Origin of the sequence: Streptacidiphilus monticola (assembly GCF_042658505.1) — a bacterium.
GTDB classification, from domain to species: domain Bacteria; phylum Actinomycetota; class Actinomycetes; order Streptomycetales; family Streptomycetaceae; genus Streptacidiphilus; species Streptacidiphilus monticola.
This window is the reverse complement of the sequence record NZ_JBHSQJ010000061.1, coordinates 26,713-48,461: the sequence shown is the minus strand read 5'-3', so window position 1 is coordinate 48,461 and position 21,749 is coordinate 26,713. Positions and strand designations below refer to the sequence as shown.

General features: G+C 73.0%; 17 protein-coding genes. 8 read left to right on the top strand and 9 right to left on the bottom strand.

Annotation, left to right across the window (positions count from 1 at the left end):
* Positions 1-85: 85 nt before the first annotated feature.
* The 5 genes from ACFP3V_RS15310 (at position 86) to ACFP3V_RS15290 (ending at position 7,203) form a co-directional block, all read left to right on the top strand.
* Positions 86-874, top strand: coding sequence for an ATP-binding cassette domain-containing protein (locus tag ACFP3V_RS15310; protein WP_380583601.1), 789 nt, complete (start codon positions 86-88; stop codon positions 872-874).
* Complete coding sequence (locus ACFP3V_RS15305) at positions 871-2,148, top strand: sugar ABC transporter permease (protein WP_380583599.1); 1,278 nt, start codon at positions 871-873, stop codon at positions 2,146-2,148. Before ACFP3V_RS15310 ends, ACFP3V_RS15305 begins: the two co-directional genes overlap by 4 nt.
* Before the next feature lie 357 nt (positions 2,149-2,505).
* Entirely contained in the window at positions 2,506-4,413 is a 1,908-nt protein-coding gene (dxs, locus tag ACFP3V_RS15300) for a 1-deoxy-D-xylulose-5-phosphate synthase (RefSeq protein WP_380583597.1), read from the top strand.
* Positions 4,414-4,691: 278 nt separating this feature from the next.
* The gene (locus ACFP3V_RS15295; RefSeq protein ID WP_380583595.1) at positions 4,692-6,236 is read left to right on the top strand and encodes an ArnT family glycosyltransferase; all 1,545 of its coding nucleotides are present in this window, start codon (positions 4,692-4,694) and stop codon (positions 6,234-6,236) included.
* 115 nt (positions 6,237-6,351) lie between these two features.
* Positions 6,352-7,203: a DsbA family protein gene (locus ACFP3V_RS15290; RefSeq protein ID WP_380583593.1), complete on the top strand. Its 852-nt coding sequence runs from the start codon at positions 6,352-6,354 to the stop codon at positions 7,201-7,203.
* A gap of 78 nt (positions 7,204-7,281) precedes the next feature.
* On the opposite strand, the gene ACFP3V_RS15285 is transcribed toward ACFP3V_RS15290, so the two are convergent.
* The 5 genes from ACFP3V_RS15285 to ACFP3V_RS15265 all read right to left on the bottom strand — a co-directional run bounded on the left by ACFP3V_RS15285 (position 7,282) and on the right by ACFP3V_RS15265 (position 13,919).
* Positions 7,282-9,423 (bottom strand): 3-hydroxyacyl-CoA dehydrogenase NAD-binding domain-containing protein, encoded by a 2,142-nt coding sequence (locus tag ACFP3V_RS15285; RefSeq protein WP_380583591.1) that lies wholly within the window; start codon positions 9,421-9,423, stop codon positions 7,282-7,284.
* Between the two features lie 2 nt (positions 9,424-9,425).
* On the bottom strand, positions 9,426-10,643 hold the full coding sequence (locus ACFP3V_RS15280) for a thiolase family protein (RefSeq protein WP_380583589.1): 1,218 nt from the start codon (positions 10,641-10,643) through the stop codon (positions 9,426-9,428).
* A gap of 265 nt (positions 10,644-10,908) precedes the next feature.
* On the bottom strand, positions 10,909-12,165 hold the full coding sequence (locus tag ACFP3V_RS15275; RefSeq protein ID WP_380583587.1) for an HRDC domain-containing protein: 1,257 nt from the start codon (positions 12,163-12,165) through the stop codon (positions 10,909-10,911).
* Positions 12,166-12,270: 105 nt separating this feature from the next.
* Positions 12,271-12,984, bottom strand: coding sequence for a LuxR C-terminal-related transcriptional regulator (locus tag ACFP3V_RS15270; protein WP_380583585.1), 714 nt, complete (start codon positions 12,982-12,984; stop codon positions 12,271-12,273).
* A 302-nt stretch (positions 12,985-13,286) separates the two neighbouring features.
* On the bottom strand, positions 13,287-13,919 hold the full coding sequence (locus ACFP3V_RS15265; RefSeq protein WP_380583583.1) for a DUF3000 domain-containing protein: 633 nt from the start codon (positions 13,917-13,919) through the stop codon (positions 13,287-13,289).
* A gap of 116 nt (positions 13,920-14,035) precedes the next feature.
* Between ACFP3V_RS15265 and hemE the strand changes: the two genes are divergently transcribed.
* The gene (hemE, locus tag ACFP3V_RS15260; protein WP_380583581.1) at positions 14,036-15,112 is read left to right on the top strand and encodes a uroporphyrinogen decarboxylase; all 1,077 of its coding nucleotides are present in this window, start codon (positions 14,036-14,038) and stop codon (positions 15,110-15,112) included.
* A 296-nt stretch (positions 15,113-15,408) separates the two neighbouring features.
* Here hemE and ACFP3V_RS15255 read toward each other — a convergent pair whose 3' ends face one another.
* Positions 15,409-16,335 (bottom strand): DUF4349 domain-containing protein, encoded by a 927-nt coding sequence (locus ACFP3V_RS15255; RefSeq protein ID WP_380583579.1) that lies wholly within the window; start codon positions 16,333-16,335, stop codon positions 15,409-15,411.
* A gap of 150 nt (positions 16,336-16,485) precedes the next feature.
* On the opposite strand from ACFP3V_RS15255, the gene hemG reads away from it, so the two are divergent.
* Positions 16,486-17,937, top strand: coding sequence for a protoporphyrinogen oxidase (hemG, locus tag ACFP3V_RS15250; RefSeq protein ID WP_380583577.1), 1,452 nt, complete (start codon positions 16,486-16,488; stop codon positions 17,935-17,937).
* Positions 17,934-18,647, top strand: a complete 714-nt coding sequence (hemQ, locus tag ACFP3V_RS15245; protein WP_380583575.1) for a hydrogen peroxide-dependent heme synthase — start codon at positions 17,934-17,936, stop codon at positions 18,645-18,647. Before hemG ends, hemQ begins: the two co-directional genes overlap by 4 nt.
* Before the next feature lie 175 nt (positions 18,648-18,822).
* Here hemQ and ACFP3V_RS15240 read toward each other — a convergent pair whose 3' ends face one another.
* From ACFP3V_RS15240 to ACFP3V_RS15230, 3 genes are all read right to left on the bottom strand, one after another.
* Positions 18,823-19,587 (bottom strand): TIGR04222 domain-containing membrane protein, encoded by a 765-nt coding sequence (locus tag ACFP3V_RS15240; protein ID WP_380583573.1) that lies wholly within the window; start codon positions 19,585-19,587, stop codon positions 18,823-18,825.
* A 489-nt stretch (positions 19,588-20,076) separates the two neighbouring features.
* Positions 20,077-20,616 (bottom strand): PIN domain-containing protein, encoded by a 540-nt coding sequence (locus tag ACFP3V_RS15235; protein ID WP_380583572.1) that lies wholly within the window; start codon positions 20,614-20,616, stop codon positions 20,077-20,079.
* Positions 20,613-21,740 carry a helix-turn-helix domain-containing protein gene (locus ACFP3V_RS15230; protein WP_380583570.1) on the bottom strand — a complete coding sequence of 376 codons (1,128 nt, stop codon included), beginning with the start codon at positions 21,738-21,740 and terminating at the stop codon, positions 20,613-20,615. The genes ACFP3V_RS15235 and ACFP3V_RS15230 overlap by 4 nt, the downstream gene beginning before the upstream one ends.
* Positions 21,741-21,749: the final 9 nt, after the last annotated feature.

Sequence of the window (21,749 nt, the reverse complement as noted above, 5' to 3'; positions counted from 1 at the left end):
CCCCCAAGACTCTCCAGTCTTTGCTCTACCCCGCAGGCGCCTGGGACGGCGCGGCACCCACCCGAGGCACCGGGTGGAGAAGGAGTTGGTTCACGTGACAAGCGCACCCGTACTGGCGTTGCGCGGGGTCTCCAAGCGGTTCGGCGCGGTGCAGGCCCTGACCGACGTCGATCTCGAGGTCCACGCCGGAGAGGTGGTGGCCCTGGTCGGTGACAACGGCGCCGGAAAGTCCACCCTGGTCAAGACGATCGCCGGTGTTCATCCCATCGACGAGGGCGTCATCGAGTGGGAGGGCAAGCCGGTTTCCATCCAGAAGCCGCACGACGCCCAGAACCTCGGTGTCGCGACCGTCTACCAGGACCTCGCGCTCTGCGACAACCTCGACGTCGTCAACAACCTCTACCTGGGGCGCGAGCTGAAGAGCCTCGGCACCCTGGACGAGGTCTCCATGGAGAAGAAGGCGCTCGAACTGCTGAGCACCCTCTCCATCCGCATCCCCAGCGTGCGCATCCCGGTCGCCAGCCTCTCCGGCGGCCAGCGCCAGGTCGTCGCCATCGCGCGTTCGCTGATCGGCGACCCCAAGATCGTCATTCTGGACGAGCCCACCGCCGCCCTCGGCGTCGAGCAGACCGCTCAGGTCCTCGACCTGGTCGAGCGGCTGCGCGAGCGCGGTCTCGGCGTGATCCTGATCAGCCACAACATGGCGGACGTCCGCGCGGTCGCGGACCAGGTCGCCGTGCTGCGGCTGGGCAAGAACAACGGCACCTTCCCGGTGCAGGAGACCACGCAGGAAACGATCATCGCCGCGATCACGGGCGCCACGGACAACGCGGTGACCCGTCGTCAGGCGCGCACGGCGGAGGCCGCACAGTGAGCACCGAGAAGACCACCACCGACCAGACGCCGCCGCCCGCCGTAGAGCAGGCGATCGACCCCCGGCTCCTCGTCCGCGAGGAGGGGTTCAAGGGCTACTGGACCGAGTTCAAGCGCAAGCTGCGCGGCGGCGAGCTCGGCTCGCTGCCGGTCATCATCGGCCTGATCATCATCTGGGCCATCTTCGGCGTGAAGGGCACCAACTTCCTCACCGCCGACAACATCTCCGCCGTCCTGTACTACATGTGCGGCATCGGCACCCTGGCCATCGGCCTGGTCTTCGTGCTGCTGCTCGGCGAGATCGACCTGGCCGTCGGTTCGGTCAGCGGCCTGGCCGCCGCGATCTTCGCGGTGCTGAGCGTCTCGCACGGCGTGAACATCTGGCTCGCCGCCGTGCTGACGCTGATCACCGGCATCGCCATCGGCTCGCTGCACGGCTGGATCTTCGCCAAGATCGGCGTTCCCGCGTTCGTGGTCACCCTGGCCGGCTTCCTCGGCTGGCAGGGCCTGATGCTGTGGATCCTCGGCTCCACCGGCACCATCAACCTGCCCGACACCGGCGTGATCCACCTGCTCGGCGGCAACTCCTTCTTCATGGGCGGCGACATCGCCGGCGGCTACATCCTGGCGATCGTGGCCACCGTGGCCGTGGCCCTGTCGCAGCTGAACGAGCAGCGCCGGCGCCGGGCGGCGAAGGTGCTGTTCCGGCCGACCAGCGAGATCGCGCTGCGCACCGCCCTGGTCGCCGTGGTCTCCTTCCTGGCGGCCTACGTGCTCAACCAGAGCAAGGGCGTGCCGAACGTCCTGGTGCTGTTCCTGATCCTGCTGATCGTCTGCGACTTCGTGCTGCGCCGTACCTCCTACGGCCGCAAGGTCTTCGCGGTCGGCGGCAACATCGAGGCCAGCCGTCGTGCCGGTATCTCGGTGCCGATGATCCGGATCAGCGTCTACGCGATCTCCGGCTTCTTCGCGGCGCTCGGCGGTCTGATCATCGCCGCGCAGATCAGCTCCGCCAACCAGGGCGGCTCCGACCCGAACAACCTGATGCTGGCGATCGCCTCCGCGGTCATCGGCGGCACCAGCCTCTTCGGCGGCCGCGGCCGCGTCTGGTCGGCCCTGCTCGGTGTGCTGGTGATCCAGTCCATCAAGACCGGCCTGGACAACCTCGGTCTGCAGCTGTCCATCCAGTACATGATCACGGGTGCCGTCCTGCTGGCCGCCGTCATCATCGACTCCCTCTCGCGCCAGACCCAGAAGTCCTCGGGTCGCGCGTGACCTGACCCGCCGCCGACCGCCCAAACCGGCTGCGCGCCTCTTGAGGGGGAGGACCCGCGGCCGGGGTCGACGGGGCCCAAGGGAGGGCGGATCAGTACCGCTCGGCCCTCCCGAACCGCCCGGCACCGCATACCGCTCCGGTGCCGGGCGGACCCATGTCCGCGCCCGGTGCGTCGCCCGGCCGTCCGCGCCGGGACGACACGCCGGGCCGGCCCGTGGGCGTGACCGGATGTCGACGCACTGTTCCGGCCCGGAAACCGGATCCGGACATCCGGCATCTAGACTGTGACGGTCTCCGGGTCAGCCCGGGGTGAGCGGGCGAGGAAGCCCCGCTGATCGGCGACGAAGGAGGAACGGGTGGCCCTGCTGACCCGCATTCAGGGACCGCGCGACCTGGACCGGCTGACACCCGGTCAGCTGGCCGAGCTCGCCGAGGAGATCCGCGGCTTCCTCGTCGAGTCGGTGTCCCGGACGGGTGGGCACCTCGGCCCCAACCTCGGCGTCGTCGAGCTCACGCTGGCCCTGCACCGGGTCTTCCAGTCGCCCCGGGACCGCATCCTCTTCGACACCGGTCACCAGAGCTACGTGCACAAGGTGCTGACCGGGCGTCAGGACTTCTCCCGGCTGCGGATGAAGGGCGGCCTGTCCGGCTACCCGTCGCGCGCCGAGTCCGAGCACGACGTCATCGAGAACTCGCACGCCTCCACGGTGCTGGGCTACGCCGACGGCCTGGCCAAGGCCAACGAGCTGCAGGGCCGCCGGGACCACCACGTCGTCGCGGTCATCGGCGACGGCGCGCTGACCGGCGGGATGGCCTGGGAGGCGCTGAACAACATCGCCGAGGCGCAGGACCGCCCGCTGATCATCGTCGTCAACGACAACGAGCGCTCCTACTCGCCGACCATCGGCGGCCTGGCCAACCACCTGGCCACACTGCGCACCACCCAGGGCTACGAGCGCTTCCTGGCCTGGGGCAAGGACGCGCTGCAGCGCACCCCCGTCGTGGGCCAGCCGCTGTTCGAGACGCTGCACGGGGCCAAGAAGGGCCTCAAGGACTTCATCGCCCCGCAGGGCATGTTCGAGGACCTCGGCCTCAAGTACGTGGGCCCGATCGACGGCCACGACCTCGGGGCGCTGGAGTCCGCGCTGCGCCGGGCCAAGGGCTTCGGCGGCCCGGTCATCGTCCACTGCCTGACCCAGAAGGGCCGCGGCTACCGCGCCGCCGAGCAGAACGAGGAGGACCGCTTCCACGCGGTCCCGGTGATCCACCCGGACACCGGCCTGCCGGTGAAGACGGCGGGGCAGGACTGGACCTCGGTCTTCGGCGAGGAGATGGTGCAGATCGGCCGCGAGCGGGAGGACGTCGTCGCCATCACCGCGGCGATGCTGCACCCGGTCGGCCTGGCGCCCTTCGCCAAGGAGTTCCCGGAGCGCACCTTCGACGTCGGCATCGCCGAGCAGCATGCCGCGGTGAGCGCGGCGGGCCTGGCGACGGGCGGCCTGCACCCGGTCGTCGCGGTCTACGCGACCTTCCTGAACCGCGCCTTCGACCAGGTGCTGATGGACGTGGCGCTGCACCGGTGCGGCGTCACCTTCGTGCTGGACCGGGCCGGCGTCACCGGAACCGACGGTGCGTCGCACAACGGCATGTGGGACATGAGCATCCTTCAGGTGGTGCCCGGCCTGAAGCTGGCGGCCCCGCGCGACGCCGAGCAGCTGCGGCTGCAGCTGCGGGAGGCCGTCGCGGTGGACGACGCGCCGACGGTCGTCCGCTACTCCAAGGGCACGGTCGGCCCCTCGGTCCCGGCGGTGAGCCGGATCGGCGGGATGGACGTGCTGCGGGAGCCCGGCGAGTCCGTGGGGGCCTACCGGGCGGACGTGCTGATCGTCTCGATCGGCGCGCTGGCCCCGCTCTGCCTCGCGGCGGCCGATCTGCTGGCCGAGCAGGGCATCAGCGCGACGGTGGTCGACCCGCGCTGGGTCAAGCCCGTGGACGAGGCGCTGGCCCCGCTGGCCGCCCAGCACCGGGCCGTGGTGACGGTCGAGGACAACGGCCGCGTGGGCGGCGTCGGCGCGGCGATCGCGCAGGCGCTGCGCGACGCCGAAGTGGACGTGCCCCTGCGCGACCTGGGCATCCCGCAGCGGTTCCTGGACCACGCGTCCCGCGACGAGATCCTCACGGAGATCGGCCTCACCGCCGAGGACGTCGCCGCCAAGGCCGCGGCCCTCGTGGCCAAGGCCACGGCGGACTCCGTCGCCCTCTGAGCCGGTTGCACCCCGTCAGGGGCGCCAGGCTGTTGCTGATGTGCGGCTCCGCCGCGCGGGCGCGACCAGCCCACCACCCACGGAGGTCCGACCCGCGGACGGGGCCGGACCTCCCCGAGTGGTGGGTTTCTCGCGGTGGGGCGCCTCCTGCCCGACGGGTGGGGGACCCTCGCGCCCCTGGTGGGGCCGCCAGGCCGATCGTCTGATGAAACACAGGAGCGGGGTCCGGGTGAGCCGGGTAGGTTGAGGGCGTGCTGAGGGAGCCAGGAGAGCATCGGGTGGGAGAGCTGGCGCTGCCGGCCGGCTGGCTCATGCCCGGGGAACTGATGGCCCGGGCCCGCACCGCGCTCAGCACGGGCTACTGGACCCGCTTCCTGCCGATCCTCGGGGCCCTCGTCGCCTTCACCCATCTGCCGTCCTTCGCCCGCTCGGTCTGGAGCCCCGACGAGGGGTACCTCGCCACCCAGGCGCGCATGCTGGCCGGGGGCGGCGTGCTCTACGACACCGTCGTGGACCGCAAGCCCCCTTTGCTGCCCTGGCTCTACGAGGCGGCCTTCTGGCTCTTCGGCTCTGCCTCCCTGTGGCCCCTGCGGGTCCTGGCCCTCGGCGCGCACCTGACCACCGCCGCGCTGCTCGCGGCGCTCGCGCGCCGACGCTGGGGCGACCGGGCGGGCGTCGTCGCCGGCGTGGGCTACGCGCTGCTGTCCATCGGACTCTCGCCCGAGGACACCCAGGCGGCCACGTTCGAGGTCTTCATGCTGCCGGCCACCGTGCTCGCGTTCTGGTTCGCGCAGAACTCCCGGTGGGCCGCCGCGGGCTTCGCCACCGCCGTGGCCGCGCTGACCAAGCAGACCGGCGGCGCCGTGCTCTTCCCCGTGCTCTGGCTGCTCTGGCGGGGCCTGCGCGGCTCGGACGGGCTCGCCCGCCGGGACGCCTGGCTCCGGCTGGGGCTGGGCTTCCTGCTGCCCGTCTCGGTGATCGCTCTCGTCACCGGGCCCGCCCACTTCGTCTTCTGGGTGGTCTCCGGCAGCAGCGACTACGCCTCGTTGGACGGCGCCTGGCTCACCATGCTGGGCCGCGCCTTCGGCAACCTCGGCATCCTCGGCGCGGCCGGCCTCGGCCTGCTCGTCCCGCTGGCCACGGGCCTGCGCCGGTCGCTGCGCGAGGACCGGGACATCTGGATCTGGCTCGCCGCCTCGGTCGCCGGGGTGCTCACCGGGCTGCACTTCTTCGGTCATTACTACCTGCAGCTGATGCCGCCGCTGGTGCTGCTGGGAACCGGAGCCCTGGCGCGGCTGACGCGGCGTCAGGGGCTGCTCCAGCGGTTCGCCCTGGGGTACGGGGCCCTCGCCGCGACGGTCTTCTGCGTGCTCGGCTTCGTCTGGCCGCACCAACCGCTCCAGCAGGCCACCTCCGTCGCCGAGGACGTCACCCGGGACACCAGCCCGCAGGAGACCGTGCTGGTGTGGGGGATGCACCCGGAGATCTACTGGCTGGCCGACCGCATCCCCGGCACCCGCTACCTGACGGCGGGCCTGCTCACCAACTTCGCGGGCGGCCGGGACGGCAAGGGCGTCGGCGTGGACCGGGGCATGGCCGACTCCTGGGCGACGTTCGAGGCGGAGATGAAGGAACGGCTGCCGGAGGTCTTCGTCGACTACTCCGACGGCGCTCCCTACGCCCCGCAGAACATCGCGCCGATCCGGCAGCTGCTCGCCGACCACTACACGCTGGTCGGCCGGGACGGCGACGCCGTGATCTACCGGATGCGGCCCAGCCGTCAGCTGAACGACCGGCTGCACTCACGGAACGTTCCGAACTGACTCCAACTGCCCCCGTGGCAACGCGGTTTCCGGGGCATGGCATCCTGTCCAGCGGCAGAGAAACGGTGAGGCCGAGGATGGAACCAGAGTGAAGCGCCGGTTCGGCAGGAAGAACGTGTCCCCAGCGCAGGAGAACGGCAGGCCGAACCCCTGGCCGCGCCGCCTCGGCTGGCTGGTCGTCGCTGCGGCGGTCTTCGCCGTCGCGGGCGGGGTCGGTGCGCTGGTGCGCCACAACAACGCCAACAAGCTGCAGATCCCGGTGGGGGCCGTCGGTCCGCGCGGCCTGGCCCTCCCGGCCAACGGCAGCCCCGGGGTGACGCTGACCCTCTTCGAGGACATGCGCAGCCCGGAGACCCGGGCCTTCCAGCACACCTACGGTGCGGCCCTGAACCGGCTGGTCGACGCGGGCCTGGTCAAGATCCAGTACCGCGAGATCGCGGGCGTCGACCGCGCCCAGGGCGGAACCGGCTCGCTGCACGCCGCCAACGCCCTGGCCTGCGCCCAGAACGCCAAGGACTTCCTGTCGTACCGCCGGGTCCTGCTCGCCCACCAGCCCGCGGCCTCCGACGACGCCTTCGGTTCCAACGCCTACCTGATCAAGCTCGCCAAGCGGGTGCACGGGCTCGACACCGACGTGTTCCGGGCCTGCGTCGACAAGGGCGACTACCGCGTGTGGGCGCGGACCTCGACGGACGCGTTCGTGCAGCAGTACCCGAACCAGAGCACCCCCGTGCTCGAGCTGACCAAGGGCTCGCTCGACGAGACCCTGGTCCCCGGGCAGGGCGGCCAGGCGATCACCCCGGACGCACTCGTCGACCGGGTCGTCGCCGTCGCCCTCGGCCGGCCCAGCGCCTCGGCGACGCCCTCGCCGTCGCCGAGCAAGGCCGCGGCGAAGTCGAAGAAGAAGCACAAGGCCGGCGCCGACCCGACCGCCACCGCCGGCGCCTCGGCGAGCGCCACCCCCTGACGGACCGTCGGAAGAACGCCGGANCCGGCCCCCGGGAAGGGGGCCGGGCTCCGGCGTTTCAGCTGCGGCGGCTGACGGTCACTCAGGGACGCTGGCGATGCCCGGGGCCAGGAAGCGCTTGCCGTTCACGCGCTCCGAGACGCCCTCGCGATCCAGGTACGGGGTGATCCCGCCCAGGTGGAACGGGTAGCCCGCGCCGGTGATCAGGCACAGGTCGATGTCCTGGGCCTCCGCCACGACGCCCTCGTCCAGCATCAGCCGGATCTCCTCGGCCAGGGCGTCGAGGATCTGCGCCCGCGCCTGCTCGGCGGTGAGCACCGTGTCGCCGAACTTCAGCAGGGACAGCACCTCGGGGTCGAGCACCTGCTGTCCGTCCACCCAGGTGTAGAAGCCGCGCTTGCCCGCCTTCACCACCGCGGCCAGGTTCTCGGAGACGCGGAAGCGGTCCGGGAAGGCGGCGGTCAGCGTCTCCGACACGTGCAGCAGGATCGCCGGGCCGACCAGCTCCAGCAGCACCAGCGGGGACATCGGCAGGCCCAGCGGCTCGACGGCCTTCTCGGCCACCTCGATCGGGGTGCCCTCGTCGATGATGCGCTGGAACTCGACGCTGAACCGGGTCAGCACGCGGTTGACCACGAACGCAGGGGCGTCCTTGACCAGCACGGCCGTCTTCTTCAGCTTCTTCGCCACACCGAACGCGGTGGCCAGCGAGGCGTCGTCGGTCCGCTCGCCGCGGACGATCTCCAGCAGCGGCAGCACGGCGACCGGGTTGAAGAAGTGGAAGCCGACGACCCGCTCCGGGTGCTCCAGCTTCGACGCCATCTCCGAGACGGACAGCGAGGAGGTGTTCGTCGCCAGGATCGCCGTCGGCGAGACGACGGCCTCCAGCTCGGCGAAGACCTGCTGCTTGACGCCCATCTCCTCGAAGACGGCCTCGATCACGAAGTCCGCGTCCGCGAAGGCCGCGGCCTTGTCCAGCGAACCGGTGACCAGGCCCTTGAGGCGGTTGGCGTTGTCCTGGTTGATCCTGCCCTTGCCCAGCAGCTTGTCGATCTCGCCGTGGACGTAGCCCACGCCCTTGTCGACGCGCTCCTGGTCGATGTCGGTCAGCACGACCGGCACCTGCAGGCGGCGGGCGAACAGCAGGGCCAGCTGAGAGGCCATGAGACCGGCGCCGACGACGCCGACCTTGGTGACCGGACGGGCCAGCGACTTGTCGGGGGCGCCGGCGGGGCGCTTGCCGCGCTTCTGCACCAGGTTGAAGGCGTAGATGCCGGAGCGCAGCTCGCCGCCCATGATCAGGTCCGCCAGGGCCCGGTCCTCGGCGTCGAAGCCGGCCTGCAGGTCGCCGTCCTTGGCGGCGGCGATGATGTCCAGCGCCCGGTACGGGGCCGGGGCGGCACCGTGCACGCGGCCGTCGGCCACGAGACGGCCCCAGGCCACGGCGGTGTCCCAGGCCTCGCCGCGGTCGATCTCCGGGCGCGCGACCACCGTCTCGCCCTTGACCACGGAAGCCGCCCAGGTGAGCGACTGCTCCAGGAAGTCGGCCGGCTCGAAGATCGCGTCGGCGATGCCGATCTCGAAGACGTCCTTGCCCTTGAGCTGCTTGTTCTGGGCCAGGGAGTTCTCGATGATGACCTGGATCGCCTTCTGCGGGCCGATCAGGTTCGGCAGCAGCGTGCAGCCGCCCCAGCCCGGCACCAGGCCCAGGAAGCACTCCGGCAGCGAGAAGGCGGGGACGCCGGTGCTGACGGTGCGGTAGTCGCAGTGCAGGCCGACCTCGACGCCGCCGCCCATGGCCGCGCCGTTGTAGAAGGCGAAGGTGGGGACGGGGAGTGCGGCGATCCGCTTGAAGACGTCGTGGCCGCCCTTGCCGATGGCGAGCGCGTCGGAGTGCTCCTTGAGGATCTCCACGCCCTTGAGGTCGGCGCCGACCGCGAAGATGAACGGCTTGCCGGTGACACCGGCGGCGACGATCTCGTCGGCCGCGGCCTCCCGCTCGACCTGGTCCAGCGCCTCGGAGAGTTTGGCCAGCGAGCCGGGGCCGAAGGTGGTCGGCTTGGTGTGGTCGAAGCCGTTGTCCAGCGTGATCAGCGCGAAGCGCCCGGCGCCCAGGGGCAGGTCCAGGTGACGCACGTGAGCGCTCGTCACCACCTCGTCGGGGAACAGCTCGTGAGCACGCTTCAGCAGCTCCGCAGTGTTCGCGTGGGTGTCGCTCATGCTCACTTACCTCCCTCGAAGTTCGGGTTCTCCCAGATGACCGTGCCGCCCATGCCCATGCCGATGCACATGGAGGTGATGCCGTAGCGCACGTCCGGACGCTCCTCGAAGCGGCGGGCCAGCTGGTTCATCAGCCGGACGCCGGAGGAGGCCAACGGGTGGCCGAAGGCGATGGCGCCGCCGTAGGGGTTGACCCGCTCGTCATCGTCGGCGATGCCGAAGTGGTCGAGCATGGCCAGCACCTGGACGGCGAAGGCCTCGTTGATCTCGAAGGCGCCGATGTCGGTGATGGAGAGGCCGGCCTTGGCCAGCGCCTTCTCGGTCGCCGGGACCGGGCCGATGCCCATGACCTCGGGCTCCACGCCCGCGAAGGCATAGGAGACCAGGCGCATCCTGACCGGCAGGCCCAGCTCGCGGGCCACGTCCTCGGCCGCGATCAGGGAGGCGGTGGCGCCGTCGTTGAGACCGGCCGCGTTGCCCGCGGTGATCCGGCCGTGCGGACGGAACGGGGTCTTCAGGTTGGCCAGGGACTCCATCGTGGTGCCCGGGCGCAGCGGCTCGTCCACCGTGGCCAGGCCCCAACCGGTCTCGCCGCCGTCCGGGTTGGTGCGACGGACGGCGACCGGGACCAGGTCCGGCTGGATCTGGTTGTTGGCGTACGCCTTGGCGGCCTTCTCCTGCGAGCGCACGGCGTAGGCGTCGGCGCGCTCCTTGGTGATGGCCGGGAAGCGGTCGTGCAGGTTCTCCGCGGTCATGCCCATGAACAGGGCGGACTCGTCCACGAGCTTCTCGGAGAGGAAGCGCGGGTTCGGGTCCACGCCCTCGCCCATCGGGTGGCGGCCCATGTGCTCGACGCCGCCCGCCAGGGCGATGTCCAGCGCGCCGAGGGCGATGCCGCCCGCGACGGAGGTGACGGCGGTCATCGCGCCCGCGCACATGCGGTCGATGGAGTAGCCGGGGACGGACTTCGGCAGGCCCGCGAGCAGGGACGCGGAGCGGCCGAGGGTCAGCCCCTGGTCGCCGATCTGGGTGGTGGCGGCGATGGCGACCTCGTCCACCTTCGCCGGGTCCAGGGCCGGGTTGCGGCGCAGCAGCTCCCGGATGGCCTTGATCACCAGATCGTCGGCGCGCGTCTCGGCGTAGATGCCCTTCGGGCCTGCCTTGCCGAAGGGGGTGCGGACGCCGTCGACGAAGACGACGTCCCGGGCGGTACGAGGCACGGTGGCTCTCCTCCCAGGTAACAGCGATGGTTACGCGGGCGCGTGTCGCTACCGCGACGGCGGCGTCCCACCCCGAATGCTACCCGTGGGTAACTCCCTTGCCCAGCCTCCCACGCCCGGGTGCTAGTGAGTCACGACACGTTGCACCACGCCCGAAGGGGCGCGGGGAACTGCGCGGGCGACCCACCACCCGCGGAGGTTCGTCCCGCACATGGGGCCGGACCTCCGTGGGCCGGTCGCGCAGTTCCCCGCGCCCCTTCGGGCCTCAGGCCGTGGGCACCCGGGCCGTGGCGAAGGCGTCGGCGATGACCGGGGCGACGAGCTCCGTCTGCCAGGGGCGCGCGCCCAGGGAGCGCAGCGCGGTGGCGACCGTCGCCGCGGAGAGGGGCTTGGGCGGGGCCCAGGCGACGCGGCGGACCAACTCCGGCGTCACCAGGTTCTCCTGAGGCAGGTTCAGCGACTCCGCCAGCGTCGTCACCGCCGCCCGCGCGGCGGAGAGGCGGGCAGCGGCCAGGGGGTCCTTGTCGGCCCAGGAGCGGGGCGGGGGCGGCCCGTCGTGGGGCGCACCCTGCGCCGGCAGCGCGGTCTCCGGCAGCAGCCGGGCCGCCTCCACCGCGGCTATCCACTGCTCCAGCAGCCGCCTGTTGGCCCGCGGGCCGAAGCCCGGAAGCGCCTGCAGCGCCTGGACGTTGGCGGGCATGGCGGATGCCGCGGCGATGATCGCCGCGTCCGGGAGGACGCGGCCCGGGGAGACGTCGCGTTCCCGGGCGATCCGGTCGCGGGCCTCCCACAGTTCCTTCACCGCCGCCAACTGCCGTCTGCGGCGCAGCTTGTGGACACCGGAGGTGCGGCGCCACGGGTCGACCCGCGGGGCGGGCGGAGGCGCCGAGGCGATCGCGGCGAACTCCTGGCGGGCCCAGTCGAGCTTGCCCTGGGAGTCCAGCTCCAGTTCGAGCGCGTCCCGGAGCTGGACCAGCACCTCGACGTCCAGTGCGGCATAGCGCAGCCACGGCTCGGGCAGCGGGCGGGTGGACCAGTCCACCGCCGAGTGGCCCTTCTCGAGCGTGTAGCCGAGGACCGACTCGACCATGGCGCCCAGGCCGACGCGCGGGAAGCCGGCGAGGCGGCCGGCGAGCTCGGTGTCGAACAGGGACGTCGGCCGCATGCCGAGCTCGGCCAGGCAGGGCAGATCCTGGCTGGCGGCGTGCAGGACCCATTCGGCATCCGCCAGGACCAGGCCGAGTTCGGTCAGGTCCGGGCAGGCGACCGGGTCGATCAGGGTGGAGCCCGCGCCCTCGCGGCGCAGCTGGACCAGGTACGCGCGCTGGCCGTAGCGGTAACCGGAAGCGCGCTCCGCGTCGATGGCCACCGGACCGGTGCCGGCGGCGAAGCGGGCGACGACCTCCTCGAGCGACGCGGCGTCCGCGACGACGGGCGGGATGCCCTCGCGGGGCTCGAGCAGGGGGACCGGCCCGGGGGCGGCGGTGCTGTCGATTGCGTCGTCTTGGCGGGCGTCGGTCACGAGCCCAAGACTACGCCCGCGCAAGGACAACGAACCTCCGCGCGCCGCCCCGCCCCCGGACCCGCCGGCCCAGAGAAACGTTCCCTCCCAGGAGTGACCCGCTGGTCAGTGGATGATGCCGGTGCGCAGCGCCACCGCCACCATCCCGGCCCGGTCGCCGGTGCCCAGCTTGCGGGCGATGCGGGCGAGGTGGCTCTTGACCGTGAGCGCGGACAGGCCCATGGCCAGGCCGATGGCCTTGTTCGACTGGCCCTCGGCGACCAGCCGCAGCACCTCGACCTCGCGCCCGGACAGCTCGCGGTACGAGGGCGGTACCGGTGCGCCGGTGGCGCCCGGCGTGCCCGGGGTCGCGCCGGGGACGGGCGGAAGGCCGGGACGGCGCATCTGGCCGCCCGCGCCGATCCCGGGCCGGGCGCCCAGTCCCAGGCCGGGGCGCGAGCCCAGGGCCGCGGCGGCCCGGGTCCCGGTGACGACGTAGCCCTTCACGCCGCTGGCAAGCGCCGAGCGGACGGCGCCGATGTCGTCGGCCGCGGAGAGGGCGAGGCCGTTGGGCCAGCCCGCGGCCCGGGTCTCGGCAAGGATCGCCAGGCCGGAGCCGTCCGGCAGGTGCACGTCCGCGACGCAGATGTCGCGCGGGGTGCCGACCCGCGGCCGGGCCTCGGCGAGGGAGGACGCCTCGATCACGTCGCGCACGCCCAGAGCCCACAGATGGCGGGTGACCGTGCTGCGGACGCGCGGGTCCGCGATGACCACCATGGCGGTGGGCTTCGTCGGACGGTAGGCGACCAGGTTTGCGGGGTGCTCAAGAAGAACGGACACCAGGCCTCCTGGGTGGGGCGGGCGAGGCACTCCGACGGTTGTGGGACCGATGGAGATCGTGCTGCCTCGCGTGGGGAAGGGTCACTGTCTGCTTCGGCACCTGGGGTGCCCGGCTTTAGCGAATGATCACGATTGAGTGAGTTACAAATCGGGCACTTCGCGCAAAACGCTCAGTCTGACTGAGCTTAAGTCACTCGAAAGTGATCAAATTCGGTCGACACGCCGAATGCGGATGGGGATGTTCCGATGAACTGACGGATCGCCGGCGAAGCACTGCTGACGGCGGCTCAGCTGATCCGGCGTCAGGGTCGGCGGCGGGTGGGCATCGGGACCACGCTGCCCGGCTGCTGACTCGGCGGCGCCGGAAGCGTCGGGGGCAGCCCCGCGCACAGGCACAGCAGCTCGCACCAGCCGCGCAGGTGCGCGGCCCAGTCGGTGCCGACCGGGGTCCAGGAGGCCCGGATCTCGATCTCGGTGCTGGCCTGACGGTCCGCCAGCGCTCCGAAGTAGTGCGAGGAGGAGCGGGAGACCGTGCCCGAGGGCTCGGTCCGCTGCGCGCCCTGCTGGTCGAGCGCGTCCATCAGCCAGGACCAGCCCACGTCCGCGAGCAGCGGGTCGTGCGCCATCTCCGGTTCGAGCTCCGCGCGGACCAGCGTGACCAGCCGGAACCGGCCGTCCCAGGCCTCGTGCCCGTCGGGCTCGTGCAGCAGCACCAGGCGTCCGCCCGCCAGCTCCTCGCCCTCCTCGTCGGCGACGGAGGCCTCCAGGGCGAAGGCGTAGGGCGCGAGCTTGCGCGGCGCGGGGGTGTCGGCCAGTTCGACCTCGGGACGGACGCCGGTCGCCCGCAGTGCCGCGACGGCCGCGCGGAACTCCGCCGGCGTGTTCTCCTCGCCGCTGTTCTCCTGAGCCGGGTGACGCCCGCTGACCGCTGCCATGCCGGAAGAGTATGCGCCGGGCGGGTTCGGACGGTGGAGGCACCACGAGTCGCCGGGGCCGGGGGCCGCAGGGGAGCCGGACCGGACCTCCTGCCCGGCATGCGAGGATTCGGGGCGTGAGCGAGAGCGAGAGCACCCCGACCGTCCGTCCGACCAGCCCGGCGCACGACTCCGCGTTCCTGCGCGCCTGCCGCCGCGAACCCGTGCCGCACACCCCGGTGTGGTTCATGCGCCAGGCGGGTCGTTCGCTGCCCGAGTTCCGCAAGGTGCGCGAGGGCATCCCGATGCTCGAGTCCTGCACCCGGCCGGAACTGATCAAGGAGATCACGCTGCAGCCGGTCCGTCGGCACGGCGTGGACGCGGCGATCTACTACAGCGACATCGTGGTGCCGCTGAAGGCGATCGGGGTCGACCTCGACATCAAGCCCGGCGTCGGCCCGGTCATCGCCCACCCGGTGCGGCGGTGGGAGGACCTGGAGCAGCTGCGTCCGCTGGAGCCGGACGACGTCCCCTTCGTCACCGAGGCCGTCGGCCTGCTGGTCGCCGAGCTCGGCGCCACCCCCCTGATCGGTTTCGCGGGCGCCCCCTACACGCTCGCCAGCTACCTGATCGAGGGCGGCCCCTCGCGCACGTACGAGAACACCAAGGCGATGATGTACGGCGAGCCCGAGCTCTGGGCCGCCCTGCTGGACCGCCTCGCGGTGATCACCTCGGGCTTCCTCAAGGTGCAGATCGAGGCGGGCGCCTCCGCGGTGCAGCTCTTCGACTCCTGGGCGGGCGGCCTGGCCCCCGACGACTACCGGCGCTCGGTGCTGCCCGCCTCGGCGAAGGTCTTCGAGGCGGTCGCCGGATACGGCGTGCCCCGCATCCACTTCGGCGTCGGCACGGGGGAGTTGCTGCGGCTGATGGGCGAGGCCGGCGCGGACGTCGTCGGCGTCGACTGGCGCGTCCCGCTGGACCGCGCGGCGGAGCGGATCGGCCCGGACAAGGCGTTGCAGGGCAACCTGGACCCGACCGTGCTGTTCGCCCCCGAGGAGGCGGTGCGGACGAAGACCCGCGAGGTCCTGGCCGCGGCGGCGGCGGTGTCGGACACCGGCCACGTCTTCAACCTCGGCCACGGCGTCCACCCCACGACGGACCCGGACGCCCTGACCCGGCTGACCGCCTTCGTGCACGAGAGCACGCAGCGTTAGTCACCCCGCGCCTGTCCCGCCCCGGGGCGGGCGCCTGCCCGGCCGAAGGCCGGGGTTCCGCCACCCCGGGGCTTCGGCGGGGCGGCCCCGCGCCGGGGCTTCGGCGGCGGGGCTCCGGGGGCCCGGCCTTCGGTGGGGCGGCCCTCTCCTCGGGCCTTCGGTGACGTCGCTCCGGGCTCCCGGCCCCGGCCTTCGGCGGGGGGCAACCCGCCGGAGGCGGGGGTGGCGCACCCGTAGGGCCGTCGCACCGGCGGGGCAACGTCGCCCGACGGGGTTCGGCCCTCCGGTTCGGCGCTTTACTCCGTGGGTGGTTCCTCGCGCAGCGGCACCTGGGCCTGGCGCTCCCGCCTGCGCAGGAACCAGATCAGCGCGGCCACCGGGACGAGGATGAGCAGGAACGGCGCGATCGCGCCCAGCGCGATCAGGATGCCCCGGCACACCAGGTAGAGCGCGTGCCAGCCGGCGGCGATCGCGTGGCCGGTGGCCTGCCAGACGTCGCGCCCGTGCTTGGCGGGGGCCGGGGCGGCCACCGCGGGCTGCTGGATCGTGACGGTCACCGTGGACATCGCCACCTGGTCCTGCAACGCGGCCAGTTGGGACTCCATCGACTCAAGGTCCGCCTCACGCTGGGTCAGGTCGCTCTCCAGCTCCACGATCGCGCTGATGCTGGTCGCCTGGGCCATCAGCGCTCGGACCCGGTCCACGCTGGCCCGCTGGGTCTTCAGACGGCTCGTCAGGTCCACGACGTCCGACGTCACGTCCTTGGCCGTGCGCTGCTGGGACACCACCGTGCCCAGCGTCAGCAGTTGCCGGTAGGCCGTGTCGAAGGAGGCCGTCGGGATCTTCAGGGTGACCGAGGCCGTGCGGCCTTCCGTGCCGCCGTTCCCGAAGGCCGATTCCGCGTCGATGTAGCCGCCGAGGCCGGTGGCGACGGCCTCCGCGCCGTGCAGGGCCGCGTCGGCGTCCTCCGAGCTGAGCTGGACCGTGCCGGTGTAGATCACCTGCCGGGCCGTCACCGTCGTCCTCGCCCCGGCCGAGGGCGCCCCCGCCTTGCCCGTCGCGGGCGCGGCGGAGGGCGCGGACGTCACCGCGCCCCGGTCGACGGCCGCTCCTCCCGCCGCGGACGAGCTGCCGGCGCTCCTGCTCTCACTGCAGCCCGCCACCGCCAGCCCCGCGGCGAGCAGGACCCCCACCAGCCGTACCGTCGTGCCTCTGCCGATCATCGGCTCCACCTCCTCGGTTGTGGCGATGGGACTGCGTCGCCGCCCTCCAGGTTCCCGACGGGGCGTCAACTCCCGGTAACGATCCGGCCGCTGACGTGACCGAGACGGGGACGTGATCCTTCCGCGACCCCGTGTGCGAGAGTGGGAGCCATGAACGCGCAGGTCTCCCCCCACAGCGCCCTCCCCACCGTGCTGGTGGTCGGCGGCGGCATCGCCGGGCTCGCAGCGGCGGCCCGGCTGAGCGGTGCGGACGGCAGTACGCCCACCGCCCGGGTGGTGCTCGCCGAGGCGGGCGACCGGCTGGGCGGCAAGCTGCGCGTCGGCGAGATCGAGGGCATCGCCGTGGACCTCGGCGCTGAGTCGATGCTCGCCCGCCGCCCGGAGGCGGTGGCCTTCGCCCGGTCCGTCGGCCTGGCGGACGACCTGCAGCCGCCGACCACGGCCAAGGCCGCGATCTGGACCAGGGACGCGCTGCGCCCGATGCCCACCGGCCACCTCATGGGCGTCCCCGGCGACCTGGACGCCCTCGCCGCCTCCGGGGTGCTGTCGCCCGAGGGGCTGGCGCGGGTGGCAGCCGACCTGGAGCTGCCCGCCACCGAGGTCGGCGCGGACATCAGCGTCGGCGACTACGTCACCGCCCGGCTCGGCCGGGAGGTCGCGGACCGGCTCGTCGAGCCGCTGCTCGGCGGCGTCTACGCCGGCCACGCCGACCGGCTCTCGCTGCGGGCCACGGTCCCGCAGCTGCTGACGATCGCTCAGCAGGAGCGGTCCGCCATCGAAGGCGTCCGGGCCCTGCAGGCCAAGGCCCCGGCCAACCCGGCTCCCGTCTTCCAGGGCATCGCCGGCGGCATCGGCCGGCTGCCCCTCGCGGCCGCCGACGCCTGCCGCGCGGCCGGGGTGGACCTGCGCCTGAACGCACCGGTCAGCGCACTGCGCCGGACCGCCGACGGGTGGCAGGCCTTCGTCGGCGCCGAGCCGCTGCACGCCGACGCGGTCGTCCTCGCCGTCCCCGCACCGGCGGCGGCCGCCCTGCTGCGGGAGGAATCCCCGGCGGTGGCACGGGAGTTGGACCAGATCGAGTACGCGGGCATGGCCCTGGTCACGCTGGCCTTCCGCCGCGCGGACGTGGGCGCCCTGGAGGGCAGCGGCTTCCTGGTGCCGCCCGTGGACGGACGGTCCATCAAGGCCTCGACCTTCTCCAGCAACAAGTGGGGCTGGCTGGGCGCCGCCGCGCCGGACAGCTTCGTGCTGCGCACCTCGCTGGGCCGGCAGGGCGAGGAGGGCGTGCTCGACCTGGACGACGCCGAACTCGTCGCCCGCTCGCTCGCCGACCTGCGCGCGGCGGTGGGCCTGACCGCCGTCCCGTACGCCACCACGGTCACCCGCTGGCGGGCGGGCCTGCCGCAGTACCCGGTCGGGCATCTGGACCGGGTGGCCCGGGTGCAGCGCGACCTGGCCGACCTGCCCGGGCTCGCCGTATGCGGCGCGGCCTACGAGGGCGTCGGCATCGCCCCCGTGATCGCGAGCGCCTGGCGCGCGGCCGAGCAGGTGCAGGGGGTGGCGGCAGGAGCAGTCCGGGCGGAGAGGACAATGGGCGCATGACCGAGACCGACACCACCGCCACCCCGAAGCCCAAGGCGCGTGACCTGAACCAGGTCATCCGCTACACCCTCTGGTCCGTCTTCCGCCTCAAGGACGTCCTGCCGGAGGACCGCGCCGGCTACGCCGACGAGGTCGAGGAGCTGTTCGCCCAGCTGGCCGAGAAGGACGTCACGGTGCGCGGCACCTACGACATCTCCGGCCTGCGCGCGGACGCCGACGTGATGATCTGGTGGCACTCCTCGGACAGCGACAACCTGCAGGACGCCTACAACCGCTTCCGCAGGACGCGCCTGGGCCGCGCCCTGGAGCCGGTGTGGTCGAACATGGCGCTGCACCGCCCGGCGGAGTTCAACAAGTCCCACATCCCCGCGTTCCTCGCGGAGGAGCGGCCCCGCGACTACGTCTGCGTCTACCCCTTCGTCCGCTCGTACGACTGGTACCTGCTGGACGACACCGAGCGGCGCGAGATGCTCGCCGAGCACGGCAAGATGGCCCGCGGCTACCCGGACGTCCGGGCGAACACCGTGGCGTCCTTCGCGCTGGGCGACTACGAGTGGGTGCTGGCCTTCGAGGCGGACGAACTGCACCGGATCGTGGACCTGATGCGCCACCTCCGCGCTTCCCGCGCCCGCCTGCACGTCCGCGAGGAAGTGCCGTTCTACACGGGCCGCCGCAAGGCCGTCGCCGACCTCGTCAACGGTCTCGCCTAACAGGAGTTGCACCTCCTTGGGGCGGCGCAGCCGCCAGGGGCGCGAGGAACTGCGCGACCGGCCCACCACTCGCGGAGGTCCTGTCCCGCACAGGGGGTCGGACCCTGTGTGAGTGGTGGGCCGGTCGCGCAGTTCCTCGCGCCCCCAAGGGGCCCCGCGGGCCCCGAGGAGGCGCTCAGAGCGCTCGCCGGGGGCGGAGGGCGACGCGGAGGCGGCGGTCGGAGACGGCGCTGAGGCCGGCGACGGCGACCGCGAGGAGCAGGTCCGTCGAGCGGACGGTCCGCCGCGGGCGCAACGCCCGCAGCAGGGCCTGTCCGTTCGGGGCGGCCCACCGCGTCACCGGGTACAGCTCGATGCGGGCCAGCGCCAGCGTTCCCCCCGCCAGCACCAGGGGCAGCGCGAACCACGCCAGCAGAGGGGCCGCCGCCCCGTCCCCGCGGCCGACCGTGCACAGCGCAGCGGCCAGCAGGGCCAGGGTGGTCAGCCCCGCGCGGCGCACCGCCGCGACCGCGGCGGCGACGTCCTCGCGGAGCGCCTTCGGCACCGCGAGGCCCGCCGCTGCCAGGCGGCCGGCGAGTTGCTGGACCGTCGGGCCCGAGGCCAGCGCGGCGCGCAACTCGCTGGTGGGGCACTGCCCTTCGGGCCCGATGGCCTCAAGTGCGGCCCGCTCCAGCTCCGTTCGCGCTGACGCCTCGACCACCGTGGTCCAGCCGGTGTGCGCCAGGTGCAGCCGGCCGTGTTCGGCCATGGTGACCAGGGTCAGGTCCACCACCCGCTCAGGTCCCCCGGCCAGGTAGGCCGCCTCGTACAGGTCCACCCGCTCCGGCAGCGGCTCCGGCCGCGGAGCCCAGGAGACGTCCGTCGCCGCGACGAGGCGGCACAACCTGAGCGCGCTGAGTGACGTGACCAGGAAGGCCGGGAGCAGGAAGAGCAGCCACACGGCACTGTTCTAGCGCCGGGGCAATCCCCGGCTCCACGCGGCGTCCCGAGTGGATGCCGAACTGTGACGTCCGGCGGGCCGCCGCCAGGCCGACGAATCCGAGCACGAGCAGGACGAGGAACCAGGCGAGCGGCGGGCTGGCCGGGCGTCCGGCCGCGCTGCTGCGGATGTTCGCGTCCGCCCAGCGCAGGGTGGACACCGTGGCCAGGGCCAGGGTCAGCACCAGGGCGGCGACCAGGATCCGGCGCTCACGGGTGAGCGGGCCGGGCGGTCCCGGGCGGGCCGCGCGGACCAGCAGGTTCAGCGCTGCCGCGGTGACCACGACGGTCGCGGCGACGGGCTCGGGTGCGAGGCTCATGCCGACACCTCCGGAGACGGGTGGAGCCGGGTCCCCCGCACCCGGCTCCTGGGGAGAGGATGGCTCCTCGGCCGACGGCCGGGGAAGCGGGCGGGCCCAATTCCAGAGCTAGATTTGAGCTTTACGCGCGTTCAGTCGACGAGGTCCGCAGGCGAGGCGGAGGTCCGGTGCAGGCGGCGGCCGACGGCTGTCATCCGGCCGAGCAACTCGTGGCCGTCGGCCGCCGTGACGAACTGCTCCCGGACGGCGATCCGGACCAGGTCCATGGTCTCCAGCGTGGTGATGCCCCGGCGCCGGGAGAACTGGGCCGCCGCCCGGTCGTCGGTGATCCACACCGAGTGCCGGAACTCCCGTCTGGTCATGATCAGCAGGCAGGTCTGCGCCTCCCCCAGATGCTGCGTGGGCCGGCGCCGGTCGCCGCCGAGCACGGCGCGGCGCAGCCGTTCGACGGCCTCCCGCTCCTCCGGATCGGTGATCGCGATCGGCTCGCCGAGCCAGCCGTCCCGTTCCAGTGCCGTCAGCGGCGTCAAGTGCCGTGCGGAGAGCCGGGCTTCGCGGGCGACGGCCTCGGTCCAGCGGCCGCGGCCGTCCAGCACCTTCTCCAGCAGCGGCAGCCGGTCCACCGCGGCGAAGTTGCAGAGCACCGTGTTGTCCGGGAACCACCAGGTCATGGCTGGTACGCCTGGGCCGGGGCGTGGGCCGGCTCGGCCTCCTCCAGCGGCTGTTCGAGCAGGTGCCGCAGTTCGTCCGGCCCGGTGCCGAGCAGCGCGGCCAGCGGGCGCAGCGTGGTCTCCCCGGCCTCGTAGGCCGCGTACAGACCGCGGGCCAGCCGCTGCGGGGGCCGTTCGGCCTCGGCCAGGGCGACCTGGCGCAGGTAGCGGTCCATCGCCCCGACGGCCAGATGGCACTCGGCCGTGGTCCGCCGCCGCAACCGGGACCGCTCCTCCGCGTCGATCAGGCCGAGCGCGTGCAGTCGTGCGGCCAGGGCGCTGGGGGAGACCCGGAAGCGGACGACGAGGGCGGCGAATTCGCCGCCGGCGGTCGCGGCCTCGCGCAACTCCGCCTCGGGCAGCAGGAGATGGGCGGCGAAGGCGTTCGCGCGCACCTCGTCAGGCTCGGCCTGGCGCCCTGGGGCGACGGGGGACTCGGCGAGCGGCTGCCGGGCGTCCCGGGCGAGCAGGTGGCCGAGTTCGTGGGCGAGGGTGAACCGCTGGCGGGTCCACCGGTCGGTGCGCCGGGCCAGCGCGAGCCGGAAGCCCGACTCCTGCCAGGCGAAGCCGTCCACGCCCGGGGGCAGCGCGGTGATGCCGAAGTCCGTCCCGAAGACCTCCTCCCAGGCGGCGAGCAGCCGGTCCGTCTCCAACTCGGCGGCGGGCGGCTGCCCCTGTGCCGCGAGCAACTCCCGTGCCGCGGCCGCGAGTCGGGCGCCCTGGTCGGCCGGCTCGCCCGGCCCCGGCTCCGGCAGCGGCGGCAGCTCGACCGGCGTGCCGAGCAGTTCCAGCACGTCGTAGGCCGCGGTGAAGCGCTCGGCGGCGTGCTCCAGCCCCTCCTGGGTGCCGAGACCGCGCGCGGCGAAGGAGACGGCGGCGGCCTGACGCCCCGTCAGCAGCCAGTCCACGCTGACCCCGCCGACCTCGGCGATCAGGGCCAGCTCCAGCGAGCTGAAGCGGCGCACGCCGCCCAGCGACTTCGACAGCTTGTCCGGCGACATCTCGACGCGGCGTGCGAACTGCGCCTGACTGCCGCCCGACGCCCGCACGACCTCGCGCACCCGCCCCGCTACGGTCTCGTCCATACGCCGACG